The sequence below is a fragment of the Myxococcus sp. XM-1-1-1 genome (assembly GCF_020037095.1).
Lineage (GTDB): Bacteria > Myxococcota > Myxococcia > Myxococcales > Myxococcaceae > Myxococcus > Myxococcus fulvus.
The window spans coordinates 31005-48214 of the sequence record NZ_JAIQDH010000038.1; the positions used below are offsets into that span (position 1 = coordinate 31005).

At 70.5% G+C, this 17210-nt stretch carries 16 protein-coding genes; 7 read left to right on the forward strand and 9 right to left on the reverse strand.

Annotated features, from left to right (window positions below; genetic code table 11):
- Positions 1-7 precede the first annotated feature (7 nt).
- On the reverse strand, positions 8-748 hold the full coding sequence (locus tag K8640_RS40505) for a TetR/AcrR family transcriptional regulator (protein ID WP_223751965.1): 741 nt from the start codon (positions 746-748) through the stop codon (positions 8-10).
- A gap of 241 nt (positions 749-989) precedes the next feature.
- On the opposite strand from K8640_RS40505, the gene K8640_RS40510 reads away from it, so the two are divergent.
- Complete coding sequence (locus K8640_RS40510) at positions 990-1928, forward strand: TraB/GumN family protein (RefSeq protein WP_305070720.1); 939 nt, start codon at positions 990-992, stop codon at positions 1926-1928.
- Between the two features lie 9 nt (positions 1929-1937).
- Here the strand turns inward: K8640_RS40510 and K8640_RS40515 are convergent, their stop codons facing one another.
- On the reverse strand, positions 1938-2504 hold the full coding sequence (locus K8640_RS40515; RefSeq protein WP_141330985.1) for an imm11 family protein: 567 nt from the start codon (positions 2502-2504) through the stop codon (positions 1938-1940).
- Between the two features lie 17 nt (positions 2505-2521).
- Positions 2522-3847, reverse strand: coding sequence for an AHH domain-containing protein (locus tag K8640_RS40520; RefSeq protein WP_223751966.1), 1326 nt, complete (start codon positions 3845-3847; stop codon positions 2522-2524).
- A 601-nt stretch (positions 3848-4448) separates the two neighbouring features.
- On the opposite strand from K8640_RS40520, the gene K8640_RS40525 reads away from it, so the two are divergent.
- The 5 genes from K8640_RS40525 to K8640_RS40545 all read left to right on the forward strand — a co-directional run bounded on the left by K8640_RS40525 (position 4449) and on the right by K8640_RS40545 (position 8347).
- Positions 4449-4844, forward strand: a complete 396-nt coding sequence (locus K8640_RS40525; protein WP_223751967.1) for a hypothetical protein — start codon at positions 4449-4451, stop codon at positions 4842-4844.
- Positions 4845-4906: 62 nt separating this feature from the next.
- The gene (locus K8640_RS40530; protein ID WP_223751968.1) at positions 4907-5407 is read left to right on the forward strand and encodes a hypothetical protein; all 501 of its coding nucleotides are present in this window, start codon (positions 4907-4909) and stop codon (positions 5405-5407) included.
- Between the two features lie 278 nt (positions 5408-5685).
- A complete protein-coding gene (locus tag K8640_RS40535; RefSeq protein WP_082164907.1) occupies positions 5686-6162 on the forward strand; it encodes an Lrp/AsnC family transcriptional regulator in 477 nt (158 codons plus the stop codon).
- 3 nt (positions 6163-6165) lie between these two features.
- On the forward strand, positions 6166-7383 hold the full coding sequence (locus tag K8640_RS40540) for a PLP-dependent aminotransferase family protein (protein WP_223751969.1): 1218 nt from the start codon (positions 6166-6168) through the stop codon (positions 7381-7383).
- Between the two features lie 217 nt (positions 7384-7600).
- Positions 7601-8347, forward strand: coding sequence for an SDR family oxidoreductase (locus tag K8640_RS40545; RefSeq protein WP_223751970.1), 747 nt, complete (start codon positions 7601-7603; stop codon positions 8345-8347).
- A gap of 57 nt (positions 8348-8404) precedes the next feature.
- Here K8640_RS40545 and K8640_RS40550 read toward each other — a convergent pair whose 3' ends face one another.
- The 4 genes from K8640_RS40550 to K8640_RS40565 all read right to left on the reverse strand — a co-directional run bounded on the left by K8640_RS40550 (position 8405) and on the right by K8640_RS40565 (position 13595).
- A complete protein-coding gene (locus K8640_RS40550) occupies positions 8405-10762 on the reverse strand; it encodes a transglycosylase SLT domain-containing protein (RefSeq protein WP_223751971.1) in 2358 nt (785 codons plus the stop codon).
- A gap of 201 nt (positions 10763-10963) precedes the next feature.
- Positions 10964-11407: an SRPBCC domain-containing protein gene (locus K8640_RS40555; protein WP_223751972.1), complete on the reverse strand. Its 444-nt coding sequence runs from the start codon at positions 11405-11407 to the stop codon at positions 10964-10966.
- 283 nt (positions 11408-11690) lie between these two features.
- Positions 11691-12104 carry a hypothetical protein gene (locus K8640_RS40560; RefSeq protein ID WP_046710407.1) on the reverse strand — a complete coding sequence of 138 codons (414 nt, stop codon included), beginning with the start codon at positions 12102-12104 and terminating at the stop codon, positions 11691-11693.
- A gap of 63 nt (positions 12105-12167) precedes the next feature.
- Positions 12168-13595 (reverse strand): S8 family serine peptidase, encoded by a 1428-nt coding sequence (locus K8640_RS40565; RefSeq protein ID WP_141330969.1) that lies wholly within the window; start codon positions 13593-13595, stop codon positions 12168-12170.
- 473 nt (positions 13596-14068) lie between these two features.
- On the opposite strand from K8640_RS40565, the gene K8640_RS40570 reads away from it, so the two are divergent.
- A complete protein-coding gene (locus K8640_RS40570; RefSeq protein ID WP_223751973.1) occupies positions 14069-14884 on the forward strand; it encodes a prolipoprotein diacylglyceryl transferase family protein in 816 nt (271 codons plus the stop codon).
- Positions 14885-14906: 22 nt separating this feature from the next.
- Here K8640_RS40570 and K8640_RS40575 read toward each other — a convergent pair whose 3' ends face one another.
- Both K8640_RS40575 and K8640_RS40580 read right to left on the reverse strand, forming a co-directional pair.
- Positions 14907-15866: a sigma-70 family RNA polymerase sigma factor gene (locus K8640_RS40575; RefSeq protein ID WP_223751974.1), complete on the reverse strand. Its 960-nt coding sequence runs from the start codon at positions 15864-15866 to the stop codon at positions 14907-14909.
- 4 nt (positions 15867-15870) lie between these two features.
- On the reverse strand, positions 15871-17175 hold the full coding sequence (locus K8640_RS40580; protein WP_223751975.1) for an NAD(P)/FAD-dependent oxidoreductase: 1305 nt from the start codon (positions 17173-17175) through the stop codon (positions 15871-15873).
- Positions 17176-17210: the final 35 nt, after the last annotated feature.

Consider the following 17210-nt stretch of genomic DNA (forward strand, 5'->3'; position numbering starts at 1 on the left):
GCTTTCGTCAGCTCCGGGCGCTCCGCGCCGGACGGCGCGCGGGACGCAGGGTGTTCTTCTTGGCGGTCTTGGTGGGGGCGGCGCGGGAGGGCGCGGCCTTGGCGGGCTTGAGCGTGTTGCGGCCCGGGGGCGGCGCGGGGCGGGTGTCCAGGCCGTGGCGGATGAGGCCCATGGCGGTGTCGAGCACGCGCTCCAGGCCCGGGTCCTCCTCCCACAGCACCCAGCGCATGCCCAGGAAGTCACCGATGCCCATCAGGCAGTAGGCGAGCGCCTCCGGGTCCATGCGGCGCACCTCGCCCTCCTCCATGGCGCGCGACAGCCCGGTGACGTAGCCCTTGGCGAAGCGGTCGTAGTAGCGGCGGTAGCAGTCGGCGTCGACGAACTCGGCCTGGCGCACCACGCGGTAGAGGTTGGGGTGCTGGCGCACGAACTGGAAGAAGGTGCGCAGGCCCTCGCGCTCCACGTCGATGCGGTTGTCGCACTTGGAGGTGGAGTCCGCGATGAGCCGGCGCAGGCGCGTGCCCAGGTCGTCCACCACCTCGACGAAGATGGACTGCTTGTCCGGGAAGTAGACGTAGAACGTGCCGAGCGCCACGCCGCCCTTGCGCGTGATGTCCGCGATGGAGGCGCGCTCGTAGCCCTTCTCCCCGAAGACCGACTCGGCGGCCTTCAGCAGCTTCGCACGCGTCCGCTGACCTCGCGGTGTCACGGGTCCGGAGCGGTCTGGAGAAGTTGAAGGCCGATTCATGTTTCACCTAGCGGTAGCACCCGCTCAATGGGGTTGTCAAAGCGCGGAGAATGGCTCCGCGCGTCATGGACTGTGGGCGACGCAGGGCGTCACCGGAAGACCTCGTGTCTTCTGTGAGGAAGCGTACTCCGGAAGCCGTCCGAGGCAGCGCGGGCGTCCCCAGGCCCCGGGGACGTTGTTCCTCGACGCAGTGCGTGCCCGGGTGGTTCGATGGGTGGACCATCTGGGGGAAGCCCACACCATGAAGCGCGCGTCGTCCCTGTCGTTGTCCTTGTTGTTCGTCGTGCTGCTCGGCGCGGGCTGCGCGTCCACGCCGGCCGCGCGGAAGTACACCCCGATCGACACGGGGAAGGCGTTCCTCTGGGAGGTGAAGGGGGCGGCAGGAGGCACGGCTTACCTGGTGGGGTCCATCCACATGGGGAAGCCGGGGGCGCTCGCGTTGCCGGCGTCGATGGACGCGGCGTTCGGCAAGGCGGAGGTGCTCGCGGTGGAGGTGGACACGACGAGGACGGACGCGGCCGCGATGGGGAAGCTGGTGCGTGAGCTGGGGATGTTGCCGGAGGGGCAGCGCCTGACGCAGCGGTTGGACCCGGCGACGCGGGAGTTGTTGGGGAGAGCGGCGACGCGGCTGGGGGTGGAGGTGAAGGGGTTGGAGCGGCTGCGGCCGTGGCTGGCGGGGCTGGTGCTCAACAACCTGGAGTTCGAGGCGGCGGGCTACAAGCAGGGGCACGGCGTGGACCGGGCGTTCCTGGACAAGGCGCACGGGGTGCAGAAGCAGGTGGTGGAGTTGGAGACGGCGGACGGGCAGCTGCGGATGCTCGCGGGCACGCCGGAGTCGCTGCAGGACTTGATGTTGAGGGACCAGCTGCGACGGGAGCAGGGGCCTGGGGAGATTGTCGAGGCGCTCACGTCGGCGTGGCAGGCGGGTGACGCGGAGGGGATGGCGGGGCTGCTGCTGGAGGGGGCGAAGGATGAGACCTACCGGCCGGTGTACGAGCGCGTGTTCTTCGAGCGCAACGTGCAGATGGCGGACCGGCTGGAGGGGCTCCTGGGTGAGCCGCGCGTGCACCTGGTGGTGGTGGGCGCGGGGCACGTGGTGGGCGCGGAGGGCATCGTGGCGCTCTTGCAGAAGAAGGGGCACACGGTGCGACAGCTGCCGAGGGATGCGGCGGTGGAGTGAGGGGCGGGGCTACACGGGGGTGAACTTCGCGCCATTGGGCTTCAGGCGCTCCAGGGCCTGCTTGAGGTCCTGGGAGACGATGAGGGCGGTGCGCCAACCCTTGGTGCGGAAGACCTTGGCGTCGCCCACCTTCGATGTGTCGATGCGCATGTCGTCCACCGCGAAGTACTTCCCTTCCTTCCCGGGCGGCGCGTGCTTGGGGTCCCAGAACTGCACCTTGGACGCCTGCTCGTCGATGCAGTGGATGACCTTCGTGGCCACCAGGATGACGTACTGGTCCGGCTGGCCCTTGATGCTCACGGGGAAGGTCTGCACGTCGTCGGGAGCCATCTCCATGAAGAGGGTCGCCAGCCTCACGTGGAGGATGGGGACAACCCCCACGCCCGCGAGGCAGAAGTCCAGCGGCTTTCCTGGCGCATCGATGGACACCCAGAGAGGCCCCTGGACCTGGATGGGTTGCCCCGCCATGAACATCCAGGGGTCGTCCACCTCCTGGCCCGGGGCGCTTTCGATGTCGCCCAGGTACCAGTATCCAGCTCGGACGTCCTCATCCAGCCTGAAATAGCGACTTGGCATGACGTCGTTTCTAGCGGCTATCCGCCCCGAGTGACGAGGATGTTGAGCTCCGTCCCCTTCGTCGCCACTTCGTCGCCCAGTGGCTTGAGCGAGCGCGTCAGCACTGCGCGACACTCATCCACCCGGCGGCAGTCACCGAGCGCCTCGCGCAAACGATCCAGGATGCGTTGGTGGTATGCCTCTGGATGAGGCCCCTTGTGCCCATCGACGCGCACGATGTTCTCGGGGTCCTTCAGCTTCATCCCAGCCCGCTTGAAGAGTCTCTCGAACCTCGGGGTCCAAGGCCCTCCGCGCGCGGCGGACTTGCTGTTCTTGTTCGTCGCGAGGTGGTGCTTCTCGGTGCGCCCGCTCGCCATGGCGACCGCATGAGGCGCCAGCGCCACCGTGAAGCCCTCGGCCGACATCGCCACCGAGCGCACGCTTCCCACCGCCATGTACCGATAGCCCGCCTGCGACTCCACCGCGACCGCCGCCTGCGCCGAGCCCGGCAGCCCTGACGCCTTCGCCGCCAACCCCGCCGTGCTCCCAATTGCCGCCGTCGCGAGCATCACGAAGACGCGCGCCGCGTTCTCCCCGAGCACCTCGCCGTAGGCCTCGCCCGCGGCCTCGAGTTCCTCGAACGTTCGCGCCTCATCCACCCGCCGCACCAGCACCACCCACCCATCCAGCACCCGCCACACCGTGTCCACGCCCAGGTACGCAATCGCTGTCGCCGTCAACAACGAAGCCAGACCCTTGGACACGGGCTCGGGCAGCGCCCACAAGAGCAAGTACATGCTCACCGACGCCGTCACTGTCGCCAGCAACGCCTGGGGGTCCGTCGCATCCTCCAGCGCCTCCGCCGTCTCCTCCCACACCGCGTCCATCGCGATGGCCAGCGCCAACGAATACCGGCCGTCACTCCCCAGCAACGGTCCCTCTTCCAGCAGGCGCAGACAGTCTCCAGGCTGCGACTTGCGCTCGCACCAGCGCCCGTAGTCCCGTGTCAGCGCGTCATCGGCGTACGTCTCCAGCAACCGGAGTCCTCCGACCTCCGCGTCCCCGCGCGGGACGAGCCTGGGGCCCTGAGGCTGGTACTCGTACACACCACTTCGCTCCGGCACACCGAAGCGCTCGCGGGCCTCTCTCAACGGGTGCTCGAAGGGCTTCACGTCCCGGGCGAGCACCACCAGGGCCTCTTCGAACTCATCGTCGTCCAACTCCACCGGCCCCGCGTCCTCTTCCTCGAAGGGCACATGGACCTCTGGCACGCCCTGGCCTGAGTCCAGTCGGACGACCCGCGTGCTCGAACAGCCCATCAAGGTCAGCGCCAACACCCACACGATGAAGCGATGCGCGCTCATCCAGCCCCCGTGCACATGACTTCGCGAGATTCGGGACGCAATAGCAAAGCAGTCCGACGTTCCACGGCGGTGTCCATCCAAAAGCCGAGGCGATGCGAGCGGCGCTCGTGGAGCAGACGCCGACACGGCCCGAAGTCCGGCCAAGACACCTCCAACAGAGACCTCCGCGCAGGCGCTCGCCGCCCTCCAGGAGGGTCACCAAGGTCATCGACAACGCCATCGCCTCCCGACGCTGGACAGACGAGGACGCCAGCGCCCTGCGCCGCACGCTGAACCGCCTGACCGCATCACAGCAAGACGAGGTCGTCCGCAGACTCGTCACCACCCTCAACTCCAACACCCTCGAGCTGCGCACCCATGGCGCTCCGTCCTGAGCCTCGCGCGCCTCATCTTCTCGAAACGGAAGAGCCGTGAGTCCTCGGCGATACACCCGACACGGCTTCGCTCTCAATCCCTGGCAATCCCGCGGTGAGCCGCGGGCGACGCAATCCAGACCCGGGGTGTCTCACGAACCCCGCGTCTCGCGATGTTTGCCTTCACGGACCGTGAACGCCATCCTGCCGCCCGGAGAGACATCTCGTTTCCTCCAGGAGAGACATCCATGACGAAGTACACCGCGAAGCTCGTGGGAATCGGCATCACGGCCCTCATCGGGACGGCGGCCTGGGCAGGCGCCAAGAGCACCAACACCGTCCTCGTCAACCTGTCCGCGATGAACGCCTCGGGCTCGATGGGCGACGCGCGAAACAGCGCGGACACCCGGCAGTTCATCGGCTGCTCCATCACCACGTACGTGGGGAGCGCGCCCACCCTCGGCTGCTTCGCGATGGATTCGGCCGGCAACTACGGCGGCTGTTCGTCGACCAACGCGGACCTGGTGGCGACCGCGCGCTCCATCACGACCGACTCCTACCTCGTCTTCAACTGGGACGCGTGGACCTCCTGTACGTCCCTCCACGTGACGAACGCGTCGCATGGCGCGCCCAAGCAGCCGTAAGCCCGAAGGCCCGTGGGGATGCGCGCCCCCTTCGCGTGCATCCTCATGGGCCGCCCTCCGCGATGACACCTCTGTCGAAGCCCCTCCTCCTGCTGGGCGCTTGCGCCACCGCGTTCCTCGCCGGACGCCAGACCGCCCCGGATACGAACGAGCAGGTCCTCCACGAACTCGCGAACCAACGCGCGGTGCTCGACACGCTCCTGGCGCGAGCCTCCTCACCCTCTCCGGACGTGAATGAGCGGGTCCTCCGTGAACTCGCGAGCCAGCGCGCGGTGCTCGACACGCTGCTGGCTCGGACCGCCCCTTCACCCGACTCGCGCCAGGCCCTCACCCCCGAGGCCAGCGTCCCGGCCTCCGCCGAGAACCTCGCTGCCGCGCAGGAAGGCGAACGGCTCGTCGACGCCGCGCTCCGCGTCCGGCGCTGGACGAGCGACGATGCCCAGGCCTTCCGCGCCGCGCTCGCCGACATGACGCCGGACCAGCGCACCGAGGCCCTGCGTCGGCTCCTCACCGCCATCAACAGCCAGGCACTGCAGGTGCAGACCGGCGGCGCACCATTCTGAGACGGCGCAGGCCCTCCGCTTCGCCCGCGCGGGTCACGCCCGCGCCCACCGTGGCGACCGCGCTTCCCCTCCCCCACCCCCAGCGCCTGTCCGCTCCCCGGCACCACGCGTGCAATCGAGCCCGTGGGGCCCCGACTGCCCGTGAGCGAACGGACAGCCGGGCGACCTCCCACGTCGTTCACCCTTGCACTTCCACCCCACTTGCTTATTTTGCACGCCAAATTTAATTTAGCTGTCGAAACCTCGAAGCACTTATAAAAATAAGGTCAGACCCGCCGATGCCCATGGATGAGCTCGACTTCCGCCTGGTGGACCTGCTGCAGCGCGATGGCCGCGCGACGCAGCTGGAGCTGTCGCGCGCGGTGGGGCTGTCGCAGCCCGCGGTGGCCGAGCGCATCCGCAAGCTGGAGGAGCGGGGCGTCATCACCGGCTACGCGGCGCGCGTGGACGCGACGAAGCTGGGCAAGGACATCACCGCCTTCATCGGGGTGAGCATCGAACATCCGAAGTACTTCGAGGGCTTCGCCAAGAAGGTCCTCGCGCTGCCCGACGTGCTGGAGTGCCACCGCGTCGCCGGGCAGGACTCGTATCTGTTGAAGGTCAAGTCGGCCAACACGCGGACGCTCGATTCGCTCCTCGTGGAGACGCTGCGCACCATCGCCGGCGTCACCCGCACGCAGACCGTCATCGTCCTGTCGTCCATCAAGGAGGACACGCACGTCCGCGTGCCTCCCGAGCTCGCCAAAGGAGAGTGAAAGATGAGCGCCGATGCCATGAGCGCACCCCTTCCCCCGCCGCCGGTCTGGCGACTCGCCCAACGCATGTCGCGCATCAAGACGTCCGCGGTGCGCGAAATCCTCAAGGTGGCCGAGCGCCCGGACATCCTGTCCTTCGCCGGCGGCCTGCCCGCCCCGGAGCTGTTCCCCGTCCAGGCCATCGCCCAGGCGCACGCCCAGGTCATGGCCGACGAGGGCCCCGCCGCCCTCCAGTACAGCACCACCGAGGGCTTCGGCCCCCTGCGTGAGTGGATTGCAGGCCACCTGGGCAGGAAGGGCCGCGTCTGCGAGGCCAACCAGGTCCTCATCACCAACGGCTCGCAGCAGGGCATCGACCTGGTCGCCAAGGTGCTGCTGGACCCGGGCGATTTGGTCATCGTGGAGAACCCCAGCTACCTGGCCGCGCTGCAGACCTTCGGCGGCTACGAGGCGAAGTTCGCCACCGTGGAGAGCGACGACCAGGGCATGCGCATGGATGACCTGGAGCGGGTGCTGGCCACGTGCAAGCCCAAGCTGCTCTACATCGTCGCCAACTTCCAGAACCCCAAGGGCACCACCCTGGCGCTGGAGCGCCGCAAGAGGCTGGTGGAGCTGGCGCAGCAGCACCGCTTCCTCATCCTCGAGGACGACCCGTACGGCGAGCTGCGCTTCCGCGGCGAGCACCTGCCGTCCCTGGCCGCGTTCGATGACCAGGGCGTCGTCGTCTCGCTGGGCACGTTCTCCAAGACGCTGGCCCCCGGCCTGCGCATCGGCTGGGTGGCGGGTCCGCGCGACTTCGTGCGCAGCCTCACCATCGCCAAGCAGTCCACGGACCTGCACACCGCCACCCTCGCCCAGCGCGCGGTGGCCCGGCTGCTCAAGGACTTCGACTACTACGCGCACCTGGACGCGCTCACGCCCGTGTACGGCCAGCGCGCCAACGCCATGCTGGACGCGCTCAAGGCCTACATGCCCCAGGGCACCAGCTGGACGCATCCGGAGGGCGGCATGTTCCTGTGGGCCCGGCTGCCGCCCGGCCTGAGCGGGGACACGCTCCTGCCGCGCGCCATCGACCAGAAGGTGGCCTTTGTGCCGGGCAGCCCGTTCTTCGCCAGCGACCCGCGCTCGGAGTTCATCCGCCTCAACTACTCCAACCGCCCGCCCGAGCTCATCACCGAGGGCATGAAGCGGCTGGGTGGCGTCATCTCCGGCGCGCTCTAAGCCGCGCCCCTGACACCTCGAGGTCGTGCCGCGCCGCGTCGGACACCCGACGTGGCGCTTTCGTTTCCGCCCAAGTTGAATGTCGATTCAGGTTTCAACTCCATCGGTGCTGGCCAGGGCGGGCCGGGTTGCGTAGCCTTGGCGGCGGGTTTCCCGGCGGCACGGGCCCACAGGTGGGTTTCGACAGGCCGCCCCAACACACCGGAGAGAGACAGACATGCAGCTCAAGGACCTGAAGGTGATTGTGACGGGCGGCGCCCAGGGCATGGGCGCGCACTTCGCGCAGCGGCTGATGGAGGCGGGCGCGCAGGTGGCGGTGGGCGACGTGGCCGAGGACAAGCTGGCGGCGCTGCCCGCGGGCATCCACCGGCGCAAGCTGGATGTGTCGTCGGAGGCGGACATCACGTCGTTCGTGGCCTGGGCGCACGGGGCGATGGGCGGGCTCAACGGCCTCATCAACAACGCGGGCATCCTCCGCGACGCGCTGCTGGTGAAGAAGGACCGGACGACGGGCGAGGTGAAGAAGCTGTCCACCGCGGACTGGAACGCCGTCGTCGGCGTCAACCTCACGGGCGCCACGCTGATGGTGCGCGAGGTGGTGGCGAAGATGGTGGAGACGGACCAGAAGCCCGGCGTCGTGGTGAACATGTCGTCCATCGCCCGGCACGGCAACCGTGGTCAGTCCAACTATGTGTCCGCGAAGGCGGCGCTGGCGGCGAACACCGTGACGTGGTCGCGCGAGTTCGGCCCGTTCGGCGTGCGCGTGGGCGCGGTGGCGCCGGGCATGATTGAGACACCGATGACGCAGGGCATGAACCAGAAGGCCCGCGACGCGCTGGTCTCCGCCATCCCCGTGGGCCGCATCGGCCTGCCCGAGGACATCTGGCTGGCCGTGAAGTTCATCCTCGAGTGTGACTACTTCAACGGCCGCACCATCGACGTCGACGGCGGCCTGAGCTTCTAAGGCCGTCGCAGTGCGGGCGCGTCTCCGTCACCCCGAGGAGACGCGCCGCACACGCCGCTATCGCCGGCTGGCGGCCTCGACCTTCGTCGGGTGCAACATCACCGGCTGCCCCGTGTAGAGCAGCTTGTAGGCGCCGTAGCTGCCGAGCACGTGCTTCACGTACTCGCGTGTCTCGTCGAACGCGATGTGCTCCACCCACTCGTCGAGCTCCGCCTGCGGCAGCGCCTGACGCCAGCGGTCCACCGCGTGCGGCCCCGCGTTGTACGCCGCCACCGCGTACGCGACGTTGCCACCGAAGCGGTGCAACAGCTGCCCCAGGTACGCCGAGCCCAGTCGCACGTTCTGCGCCGGCTGCAGCAGGTTCGACTCACCCACGTCCCCCAGCTTCAGCGCCTGCGCCACCTGCTTCGCCGTCGCCGGCATCAGCTGCGCCAGCCCCAGCGCCCCCGTGGACGAGCGCGCCGTGGGACGGAAGCGGCTCTCCTCGCGGATGAGCCCCTGCATCAAATCCGGGTCCACCTTGGACGCCTTCGAGTACCGCTGGATGACGTTGCGGAACGCCAACGGCCACGTCGCCTCCCACACCGGACGTGACTCGGGGCTGAGCGGGCCCTGCACCTCGCGCCGCAGCGACTCGCGCGCCACCTGCCGCGCGGCCCGCTTGCGCCCCGTGCGCACCATCGTCTGGTAGAGCAGCCGCGCCGGCGCCTCCGACAGCCCTCGCGAGTTCACCGCGAGCAGCTCGTCCGCCGCGCCCGGATGCCCCAGCCGCAACAGCTCCACGCCCGCCGCGAAGCGCACGTCGTGACGCAGCGGCCCCGGCGGCAGCGGCCACACCTCGTCCGCGGGCTCCTCCGCGGCCCCGCTCGCCCCAGGCACCGGCGACAGCCGCCCCAGCCGCTCCGGCGCCAGCATCGCCAGTCGCGAGCGCGCCAGCATCCCGTACCAGGTCGCGGGCCGCTCGGTGGCCAGCTGCTCGTAGTCATCGAGCGCGGTCGCGCTCGTCAGGGGCACGGGCTCGCGCACCCGCGCGCGCCAGTACCGCGCCCGCCACAGCGCCTCGTCCGTGCGCGACGCCGCGGGCAGCCGCTCCACCGCCTCGAGCGCCGACAGCGCCTCCGCCTTCGCCTCGCGCCGCGTGTGCAGCCAGAAGGCCCGGAAGAGCGCCTCCGACGCGAAGTTGCCCGCCGGGTAGCGCTCCGCCGTCTCCTGGTAGCGCGCGAGCGCCTCATCCAGCTGCCCCGTGCGCTGCAGCAGCCACGCCTCGAAGAAGAGCGCGTCATCCGCGTACCCATGCTCGGGATAGTCGCGCGCGAGCGTGGCGTACGTGGTGATGGCCGACCTCGGGTCCACCACCGACTGCGAATAGCCCAGCACGTAGAGCGCCTGCGGCCGGTACTCCGCCGACGTGCACTTCTCCACCACCGGCGTCAGCATCTGGATGGCACGGCGGTGCTGGCGCTCCTTGCGCAGCGCGCGCCCGAAGGCCAGGTGCGCCCGACACGACAGCTCATCCGGCGGGTCCACCTGGGACATCACCCCCGCGAGCAGCTCCGTCGCGGGCCCGTGCCGGTGCAGCTCCACCAGCGCCTCCCCGCGGCGCACCTTCCACTTGAGCGGCAAGGGCAGCCCCTTGAGCCGCTCCTTCGCGCGCTGCGCCTCGCGAGACAGGGGGCTCGTGGCCCACACCTCCAGCAGCGCGCGGTGCTCGACGTTGTACAGCCCCTGCGCCCGCGCCAGGTCACAGATGGCCAGCAGCGCCTTCATCCGCAGCGCATCCGGCCCCCGCGCCTGCCGGCTGTCGATGAGCTCCTGCAGCGCCTGCAGCGCCCCCGGGATGTCCCGCTGCCGCTGCAGCACTCGCGACAGGCTGAAGCGCGCCTCCGCGTACAGCGGCGAGCCCGAGCTCACCGCGCGGTACTGCGAGGCGGCCAGCTCCAACCTGCGCAGCTTCTCGTTCGCCTGCGCCGCCCACAGCAGGCAGTGGTCCTTCAACGGCACATAGTCCACCGCCAGCGCCGACAGCTCTTCCGCGGCAGTTGAGTAGTCGCGGCCGAGCAGCGCGCTCTGCGCCCGCAGGAAGCGCACCGGCAACGTGGGCTCCTGGTCCGCGAGCAGCGCGCGCGCCTTCGCGAAGCGTCCCCTCCGCACCTCCGAATGCGCCCGCGCGAGAACCCCTTCCGCGAAGTAGGGCGCGAGCTGCTCCGGGCCGAACGACGCCACGGACAGCTCCGCGCCCGAGGGCTGCTCGGCGGGAGTGTCGAGGAGCTGTTCGAGCTGCTCCTCCGACAGCACCTCACCCGGCTCTCCCTCCTCGGGAGCCTGCGCCCACGCGGAGCCCGCGCCGCCCACCAGGCCCGCGCACGCCACGCACACCGCCATGGCACTCGCGCGCAGCCGACGTCGTCCATCCATGCATGCCCTCGTCGCGTTTCGGGCCGCTGAGGATTTGCACGCCGGGCGGAGTTGGGACCGGGCTGCGCGCACGCCACACGCGCACCCGTCGTCCAGGCGATACACGCGCGCGACGTGTCCGCGCGTCACTGACAGAAAGCCAACGGAAGCCCCTCGCGCGCACGTGGGTGCGCCTGCGCCAGGGTGCCTCCGGAGACGACGTCACGCGGGGCGCAAGGCCGCCCTCACCCGCTCCGCGAGCGCGCGGTTCATCACCTCATAGGCGGCCCGGAACGCGTCCCGCCGGGGCTTGCCCATGAACCACGTCACCACGCCGCTGAAGTCCTCGCCGTGCACCAGCCGCGTCCCGGAGCCCTCGGGGCGCAGCTCGAACCCGTGCCGGCCGAACATCAGCCCCGGCACGCCGCCCGTCCACTCCAACCTCATGGGTGGCTCCACCCGCGTCAGCGTGGCGCGAAAGCCGAACACCCGCCCCGAGCCATCCGGCGAGCGCGCCTTCATCGCCACCCGCGCGCCCACCTCCACCCTCCCGTGCGCCTCCAACATCAACGGGTTCCACAGGGGATAGGCCTTGAAGTCACACAACACCGCCCACACGGCGTCAGGCGACGCGTCGATGAAGGCCTCGGTCCTCAACTGGAACATCCACCGCCCTCGCGCCCTTCGCTTCTGGCCACTGCAAAGTCACACCCACGCCGTCACCGGTGTGAAGCCAACGCTCACATGCCTCCCGGGACGATTGCGGGATGACAGGCGAATCGCGAGTTTCTAAGTTAATCAGGAACAAGCGGAGATACCGTGAGTTCCCCGGATTGGAAGCCGGGACTCGCTCTCCGCGCCGCCAGGTGGAACGAGCCACCACGGGCCGCCCTCCGGGACATCGGATGGGGAGCCCAGACCAGGGGTGCACGGCGAGGGGCACCCACCGCTAGTAGAGGTCGACGGGCATCATCGCGCCCGCCTCGAACTCCGGAGCGCGCCGCAGCTGGTCCAGCACGCGAGGCGCGCAGCGCAGGTGGAGCATGGGCATGGAGCCCGGCTCGCTCACCGAACGCACGGAGCCCAGGAGGTGGTGCGCCTCGAGCCAGCGCATGAAGCTCTCGTGGAAGCGAGCGCTCTCCGCCAGCCCGGCCCGTTGGACCTCCGCCCGTGACAGGGGCGGGGGCCGTGCGGGCGCGCGCGCGCGGGGAGGCGCGGGCGTCTCCCGGGGCATCACGGTGATGTCGATCCACTCGGGCTGCGTGCGCGCGCTGGCCATGCCTGGCAAGGCTCGCACACCCGAGGAGACGCGGGGAACCCCCGCCGCGAAGCCGTCTCCGGGTTCGCCATTCTTTCTGCTCATGGCCTCATCCTCCCCCGGGCCCGGCGCTCGACTGGCGCCGACCCCGGTTTCGACCCACCACCGTCACCTGAAGACAGCCAGGCCCTTGCCCGTTCGGTGACCACCAGAGCGAGGAAGCTTGACCGCATTGGCCAAAATCAAATCCCGCACCTCGAGCGCCGTCAAGTCAGGGGCGCGGCACCGATAGAGCGCCGCGATACCGGCTACATAAGGCGCCGCCATGCTGGTGCCACTCATTCGTTCGTAGAACGCCTGGTTGTTACAACGCCGCTCGGTGCTCGAGTACACATTGACTCCGTAACCCATGACGTCGGGTACGACGCGGCGCTCCACGACACCGCTGGCGGAGAAATGAGCCACGTTGCGCTCGAAGTCGACTGCACCGACGGCCAGGGACTCGTCAAAGGCGGCTGGATAACCAACTGTGTCGGGTCCACTGTTACCTGCCGCGACAACAGGCAGCACGTTGCTGTCGAGCAGCCGACGGATCATGGTCTGCAGCGCGCGCTGGTTGAGGCGGTAGTCGGCCTCCGAGATGCCCGGCGGCGGCTTGAGCGGGAAGCCCAGGGACAGGTTCACCACCGCGGGGCGGGTGACGTTCTGCGGGCTGCTGAACTGGTGCAGCAGCCACTCCATGCCGGCGGCCACGCGGCCCAGGCTGGTGCGGATGGTCTCCGATTCGATGACGGACGCGACGTAGAGGTCCACCTCCGGGGCGACGCCGTGGTGCGTGCCCGCGGCGATGCCGCACACGTGGGTGCCGTGGCCGTCCGGGTCGAAGCCGCGGATGTCCCGCGCCGGATTGTGCGGCGAGTTGGGGAACAGCGACACGTAGCGGAACTGGATGACCCTGGCGGCGTGCTCGGGGTGGTCGGCGTCCACGCCGGTGTCGAGCACGCCGAGCAGCACGCCCGCGCCGCGGATGCCCTGGGCGTGGGCCAGGGGGACACCGCTCTCCTCGGGCCACTCGCGCTCGGCCAGGGAGCTCATGCCCCGGTTGCGCGGGCCGGACTGTCCGGCGGACACCGGTCCGGGGAACGACAGGGGCACCACGTCGGGGATGAACTCGAAGTCGGCGGCGAGCTCGCCGCGCGCCTCGGCCTCCGTGGCGTCCGAGTAGAAGTGGGCCATGGTGGCGCCGATGAGCGGCATGAAGCGGAAGCTGCCCGCCTCGCTCCCCGTCTGCTCCGAGACAGGAGCGCCGGGCAAGGGCGGGGTGGTCGCGTCCGCGCCACGGGTGGTGGGGCGCTTCACCTTCGAGCCCTTCGCGACGCGCTTGCGCGCCTCCTGCCCGCTGACGGGAGGACGGGGACCGGGCAGCGTCGCCGAGCGCAGGCCCAGGAGCGACAGCGTGTCCGGCGCGCGGTTGGCGACGGTGAAGCGAAGCGCCGTGGTGCGCGGCAACACGCGCTCACCCTGCTGCGTGCCGCGAGGCCCGACGCGGGCCTGCGTTTCGATGGACTCCTTGGGGACCAACAGGTAGGACTTCATGGGTTGTCGACTCCTTGAACCACCGTGCAACGCGGATGGCGACGGACAAGGGCCACCCGTATCCAGACCGCGTCCGCCATGCCCGGAGCCTCGCGAGCCCGGCGGATGTGAAGGCGCGCTTGCTGGGCGCGCGTCTGCCGGGACCTCCCGCCCGGCGTGATGAGACCTCCCGGAATCCCTGAAGCCATTGTGAGATTGGACAGGGCCGGCCTGACAATTAAAGCAGGGTTTACAAGCTGTAGACGCCTGAGCCCCCCTGTTTCGGTCCTGGCGGGACTTTCTGGAGCGTCGGGAAGTATGAAGGAGGCCCTCTGACTGCTCGGAGCGGCACAGGAGGGGTGTCCGCCAGCCGACCCGGGCCGTCCGGGCGGCAGGGGCGGCAGAGGGGGAAGTTCGCCTCCCCACAATTGTTCGCCTACGTCGCCCCCGACGGATTAAGTGGGGCGGACGGTCCGTCCTCTGGAGCCATCGACGTGATTCCTTACTGGCATGCCCCCTCGCTGAAGCTGGGGCCCCTCACCATCGAGCCCTTCGGCATCTTCGTGGCCGCGGGCATCCTGCTGGCCGCCAACCTGCTTGGCCGCCAGGCGAAGCGGCAGGGGTTGGACCCCACGCCGCTCGCCGACTACGCCCCCTGGGGCGTGGGCGTGGGCGTGCTGGTGGGACACTGGGTGCACCTGTTCTTCTACCACCCGGAGGAGCTGTCCAAGAGTCCGTTCCAGATTCTGAAGGTCTGGGATGGGCTGTCGTCCTTCGGCGGCCTCGTCGGCGGCATCATCGCGGCCATCTTCTTCTTCCGGCACCGCAAGCTGCGCTTCAACGACTACGCGGATGCGTTCGCGCTGGGCGTGGCGCCGGGCTGGGCGGTGGCGCGGCTGGGGTGCTTCGCGGTGCATGACCACCCGGGCGTGCGCACCGACTTCTTCCTGGCGGTGGCGTTCCCCAACGGGCCCCGCCACGACCTGGGCATGTACGACGCCATCGCGCTCTTCGCCATCTCCGGCCTGCTGTACGCGCTGCGGGACGTGGAGAAGATGAAGGGGCGGCTGTTGCCGCTGCTGGCGATTCTGTACGCGGCGTGCCGCTTCGGCTTCGACTTCCTGCGCGCCACGGACATGAGCTACGTGGACGCGCGCTACTTCGGGATGACGCCGGCGCAGTACGGCTGCTTCGCGCTGGTGGCCTACGGCCTGTGGGGCCTCTTGCGCCGCCGCGAGCCGAGCGCCCAGGCCACCGCGCCGGGCGAGGGCTCCCACGCGGGCCACCCCACGCACCGACGCGCGGGCTGAGCCACCCCACGCCCGGGCCCCTTCACACGGGCTCGGGCATCCGGAGGTTCGCGAGCTTGCGCTCGGCGAGCACCGAGTGGATGTGGGCGATGCGGCCATCCGCGCCCAGGTCCACGCGCACCACCGCCCGCGTCGCGAGCATCGGGTCCTTCGCGGGCGCGAGAATCATCACCAGCGCGGGCAGGCCGTTGAGCCACCGCAGCTCCACCGCTCGCGGCGAGCCGCGCAGCTCCATCAGCTTCGTCAGGAACGTCAGCACGCGGCGCGCGCCCACCACGGGCACCAGCGCGGCGCGCACCTCGCCCCGGCCGTCCGAGAGCGCCTTCACGTCGACGGACAGGAGCGCCTCGGCCGCGGCCACGTCCCGCTCGAGCAGCGCCGCCATGAAGCCCTCCAGCGCCGCGAGCGTGCGCTGCTGGAGGTCCCTGGTCGGCACGCAGCGCTCGCCCTCGTACGCGGCCATGGCCGCCCGGGCGCGGTGGTGCACCACCTTCACGTGCGCCTCGCTCATGCCCAGCGCCTGGGCCACCTCGCGCACGGAGGAGTCGAACACGTCGCGCAGCAGCAGCACCGCGCGCTGCTTGGGCGTCAGCGCCTCCAGCGCCAGCAGGAAGGCGAAGGAGACGCTCTCCAGCAGCTCGTAGCGCCCCTCCGTGGAGCCGCCTCCGGGCAGCCTCGCCTCCACCGCGGGCGGCACCTCCTCGTCCCCCGTCTCCAGGGGTGAGGGCAGCCACGTGCCGACGTAGCCCTCGCGGCGGCGACGGCGCAGCGAGTCCCGCGACAGGTTCACCGCCACCCGCGTCAGCCAGGGGCGCAGCTCCTCGTGCCGCGCGGGCGGTGAGGCGAGGGCGCGGGCGAAGGTCTCCTGCACCAGCTCGTCCGCGTCCGCCGCCACGCCCGTCATCCGGTAGCACAGGCCCCAGAGGTAGCGCTCATGCTCGCGCGCCGCCTCCTCCAACACCCCTCGTGACAGGTCCGACATGGCCTCAGGCTCCCACCGCCAGGCGACGCGGCGCCACCTCCGCGTGATGGAGCAGCGCGCGCTCCACGGACTCCGCGCTGGCGAAGGACGCGTCCGAGAGCATCCCCTCCCCGCCGACCCAGTCTCCCACGCGGAACAGGCCCGCGACGTGCGGCACCGCGGGCGCGGGCCTCCCCGACAGGCCGCCCGTGCTCGCCGTCGGGAGCCAGTGGCTCACCACCAGCGCGGGCCGGAAGCGGCGGGCGACGAGCACCTCGCGCCAGCCCGGCTGCAGCGCGTCCATCACCGCCTCCAGCTCCGCCTCGGTCGCCTCGGGGGCGGACGGCGACAGGTACTTCATCACGTGCACCATGGCGCCGCCCTCCGGCCCCAGCCGGGCATAGGCCGAGTGCACCGAGGCGTACCATGGGCCATCGACGCCGAGCGCGAAGAGGGACTCGCTCCTGGGCAGCCGCGACAGGCCCAGCTCCAGCGTGGCGGCCCGGATGGGCGTGGCGCCTTCCGCCTCCTTCGCGAGCACCGCGTCCCCGGGCAGCAGCGACGCCACGTCCCTGGGGCTCCCCGCGAGCACCACCGCGTCCGCCGCGCGCACCGAGCCATCCGACAGCCGGAGGCCGCGCACCTGGCCCTGCTCGACGACCACGCCCTCGACGCGCGCGGACAGCTCCAGCGTCGCGCCGGACGCCTTCGCCACGGCGGCCACCGCGTCCACCAGCGCGGCCCAGCCGTCATCGAGGTAGAGCACGCCGGCCTCGATGGCGAGCTGCACCTGCGTCACCGCGGCCTCCGCGCTCAGCGTGTCCAGGTCCGAGGCATAGGTGGCCACGCGCACGAGCGCGGCGACGAGGGCGCGCCCGTCCTCCCGGGACATGCGCGTGTCGAGCCACTGGCGCATCGGCACGTGCGTCAGCGGCTCCGTGTCCACGCGGCGCAGGCTCGCGAGCAGCCGCGCCATCTCCAGCTTGCTGCTCAACTGCAACACATCCGTCGTCAAGAGTGACACGGGCCCGCGCGGCAGCGTGTGCAGTCTGCCGGCGCGCAGCGCGTAGGAGCCGCCCGACTCTCCGGCGACGCGGCCCCGCGGCTTCACGCCCAGGCGCCCGAGCACCCGCATGCCGGCCCCCGCCCGGTACAGCGCATGCGGCCCCAGGTTGAAGCGGAAGCCCTCCACGTCCGTCGTCTGCGCGCGACCGCCCAGGTGCTTGGAGCGCTCGTACAGCGTCACCGCGCAGCCGCCGCGCGCCAGCAGCGCCGCCGTCGCCAGGCCGCCCAGCCCTCCTCCCACCACCGCCACCTTCTTCGCCTCCATGTCCGTCCTCCGTCGCACCGCCGGGGGAAATCCCG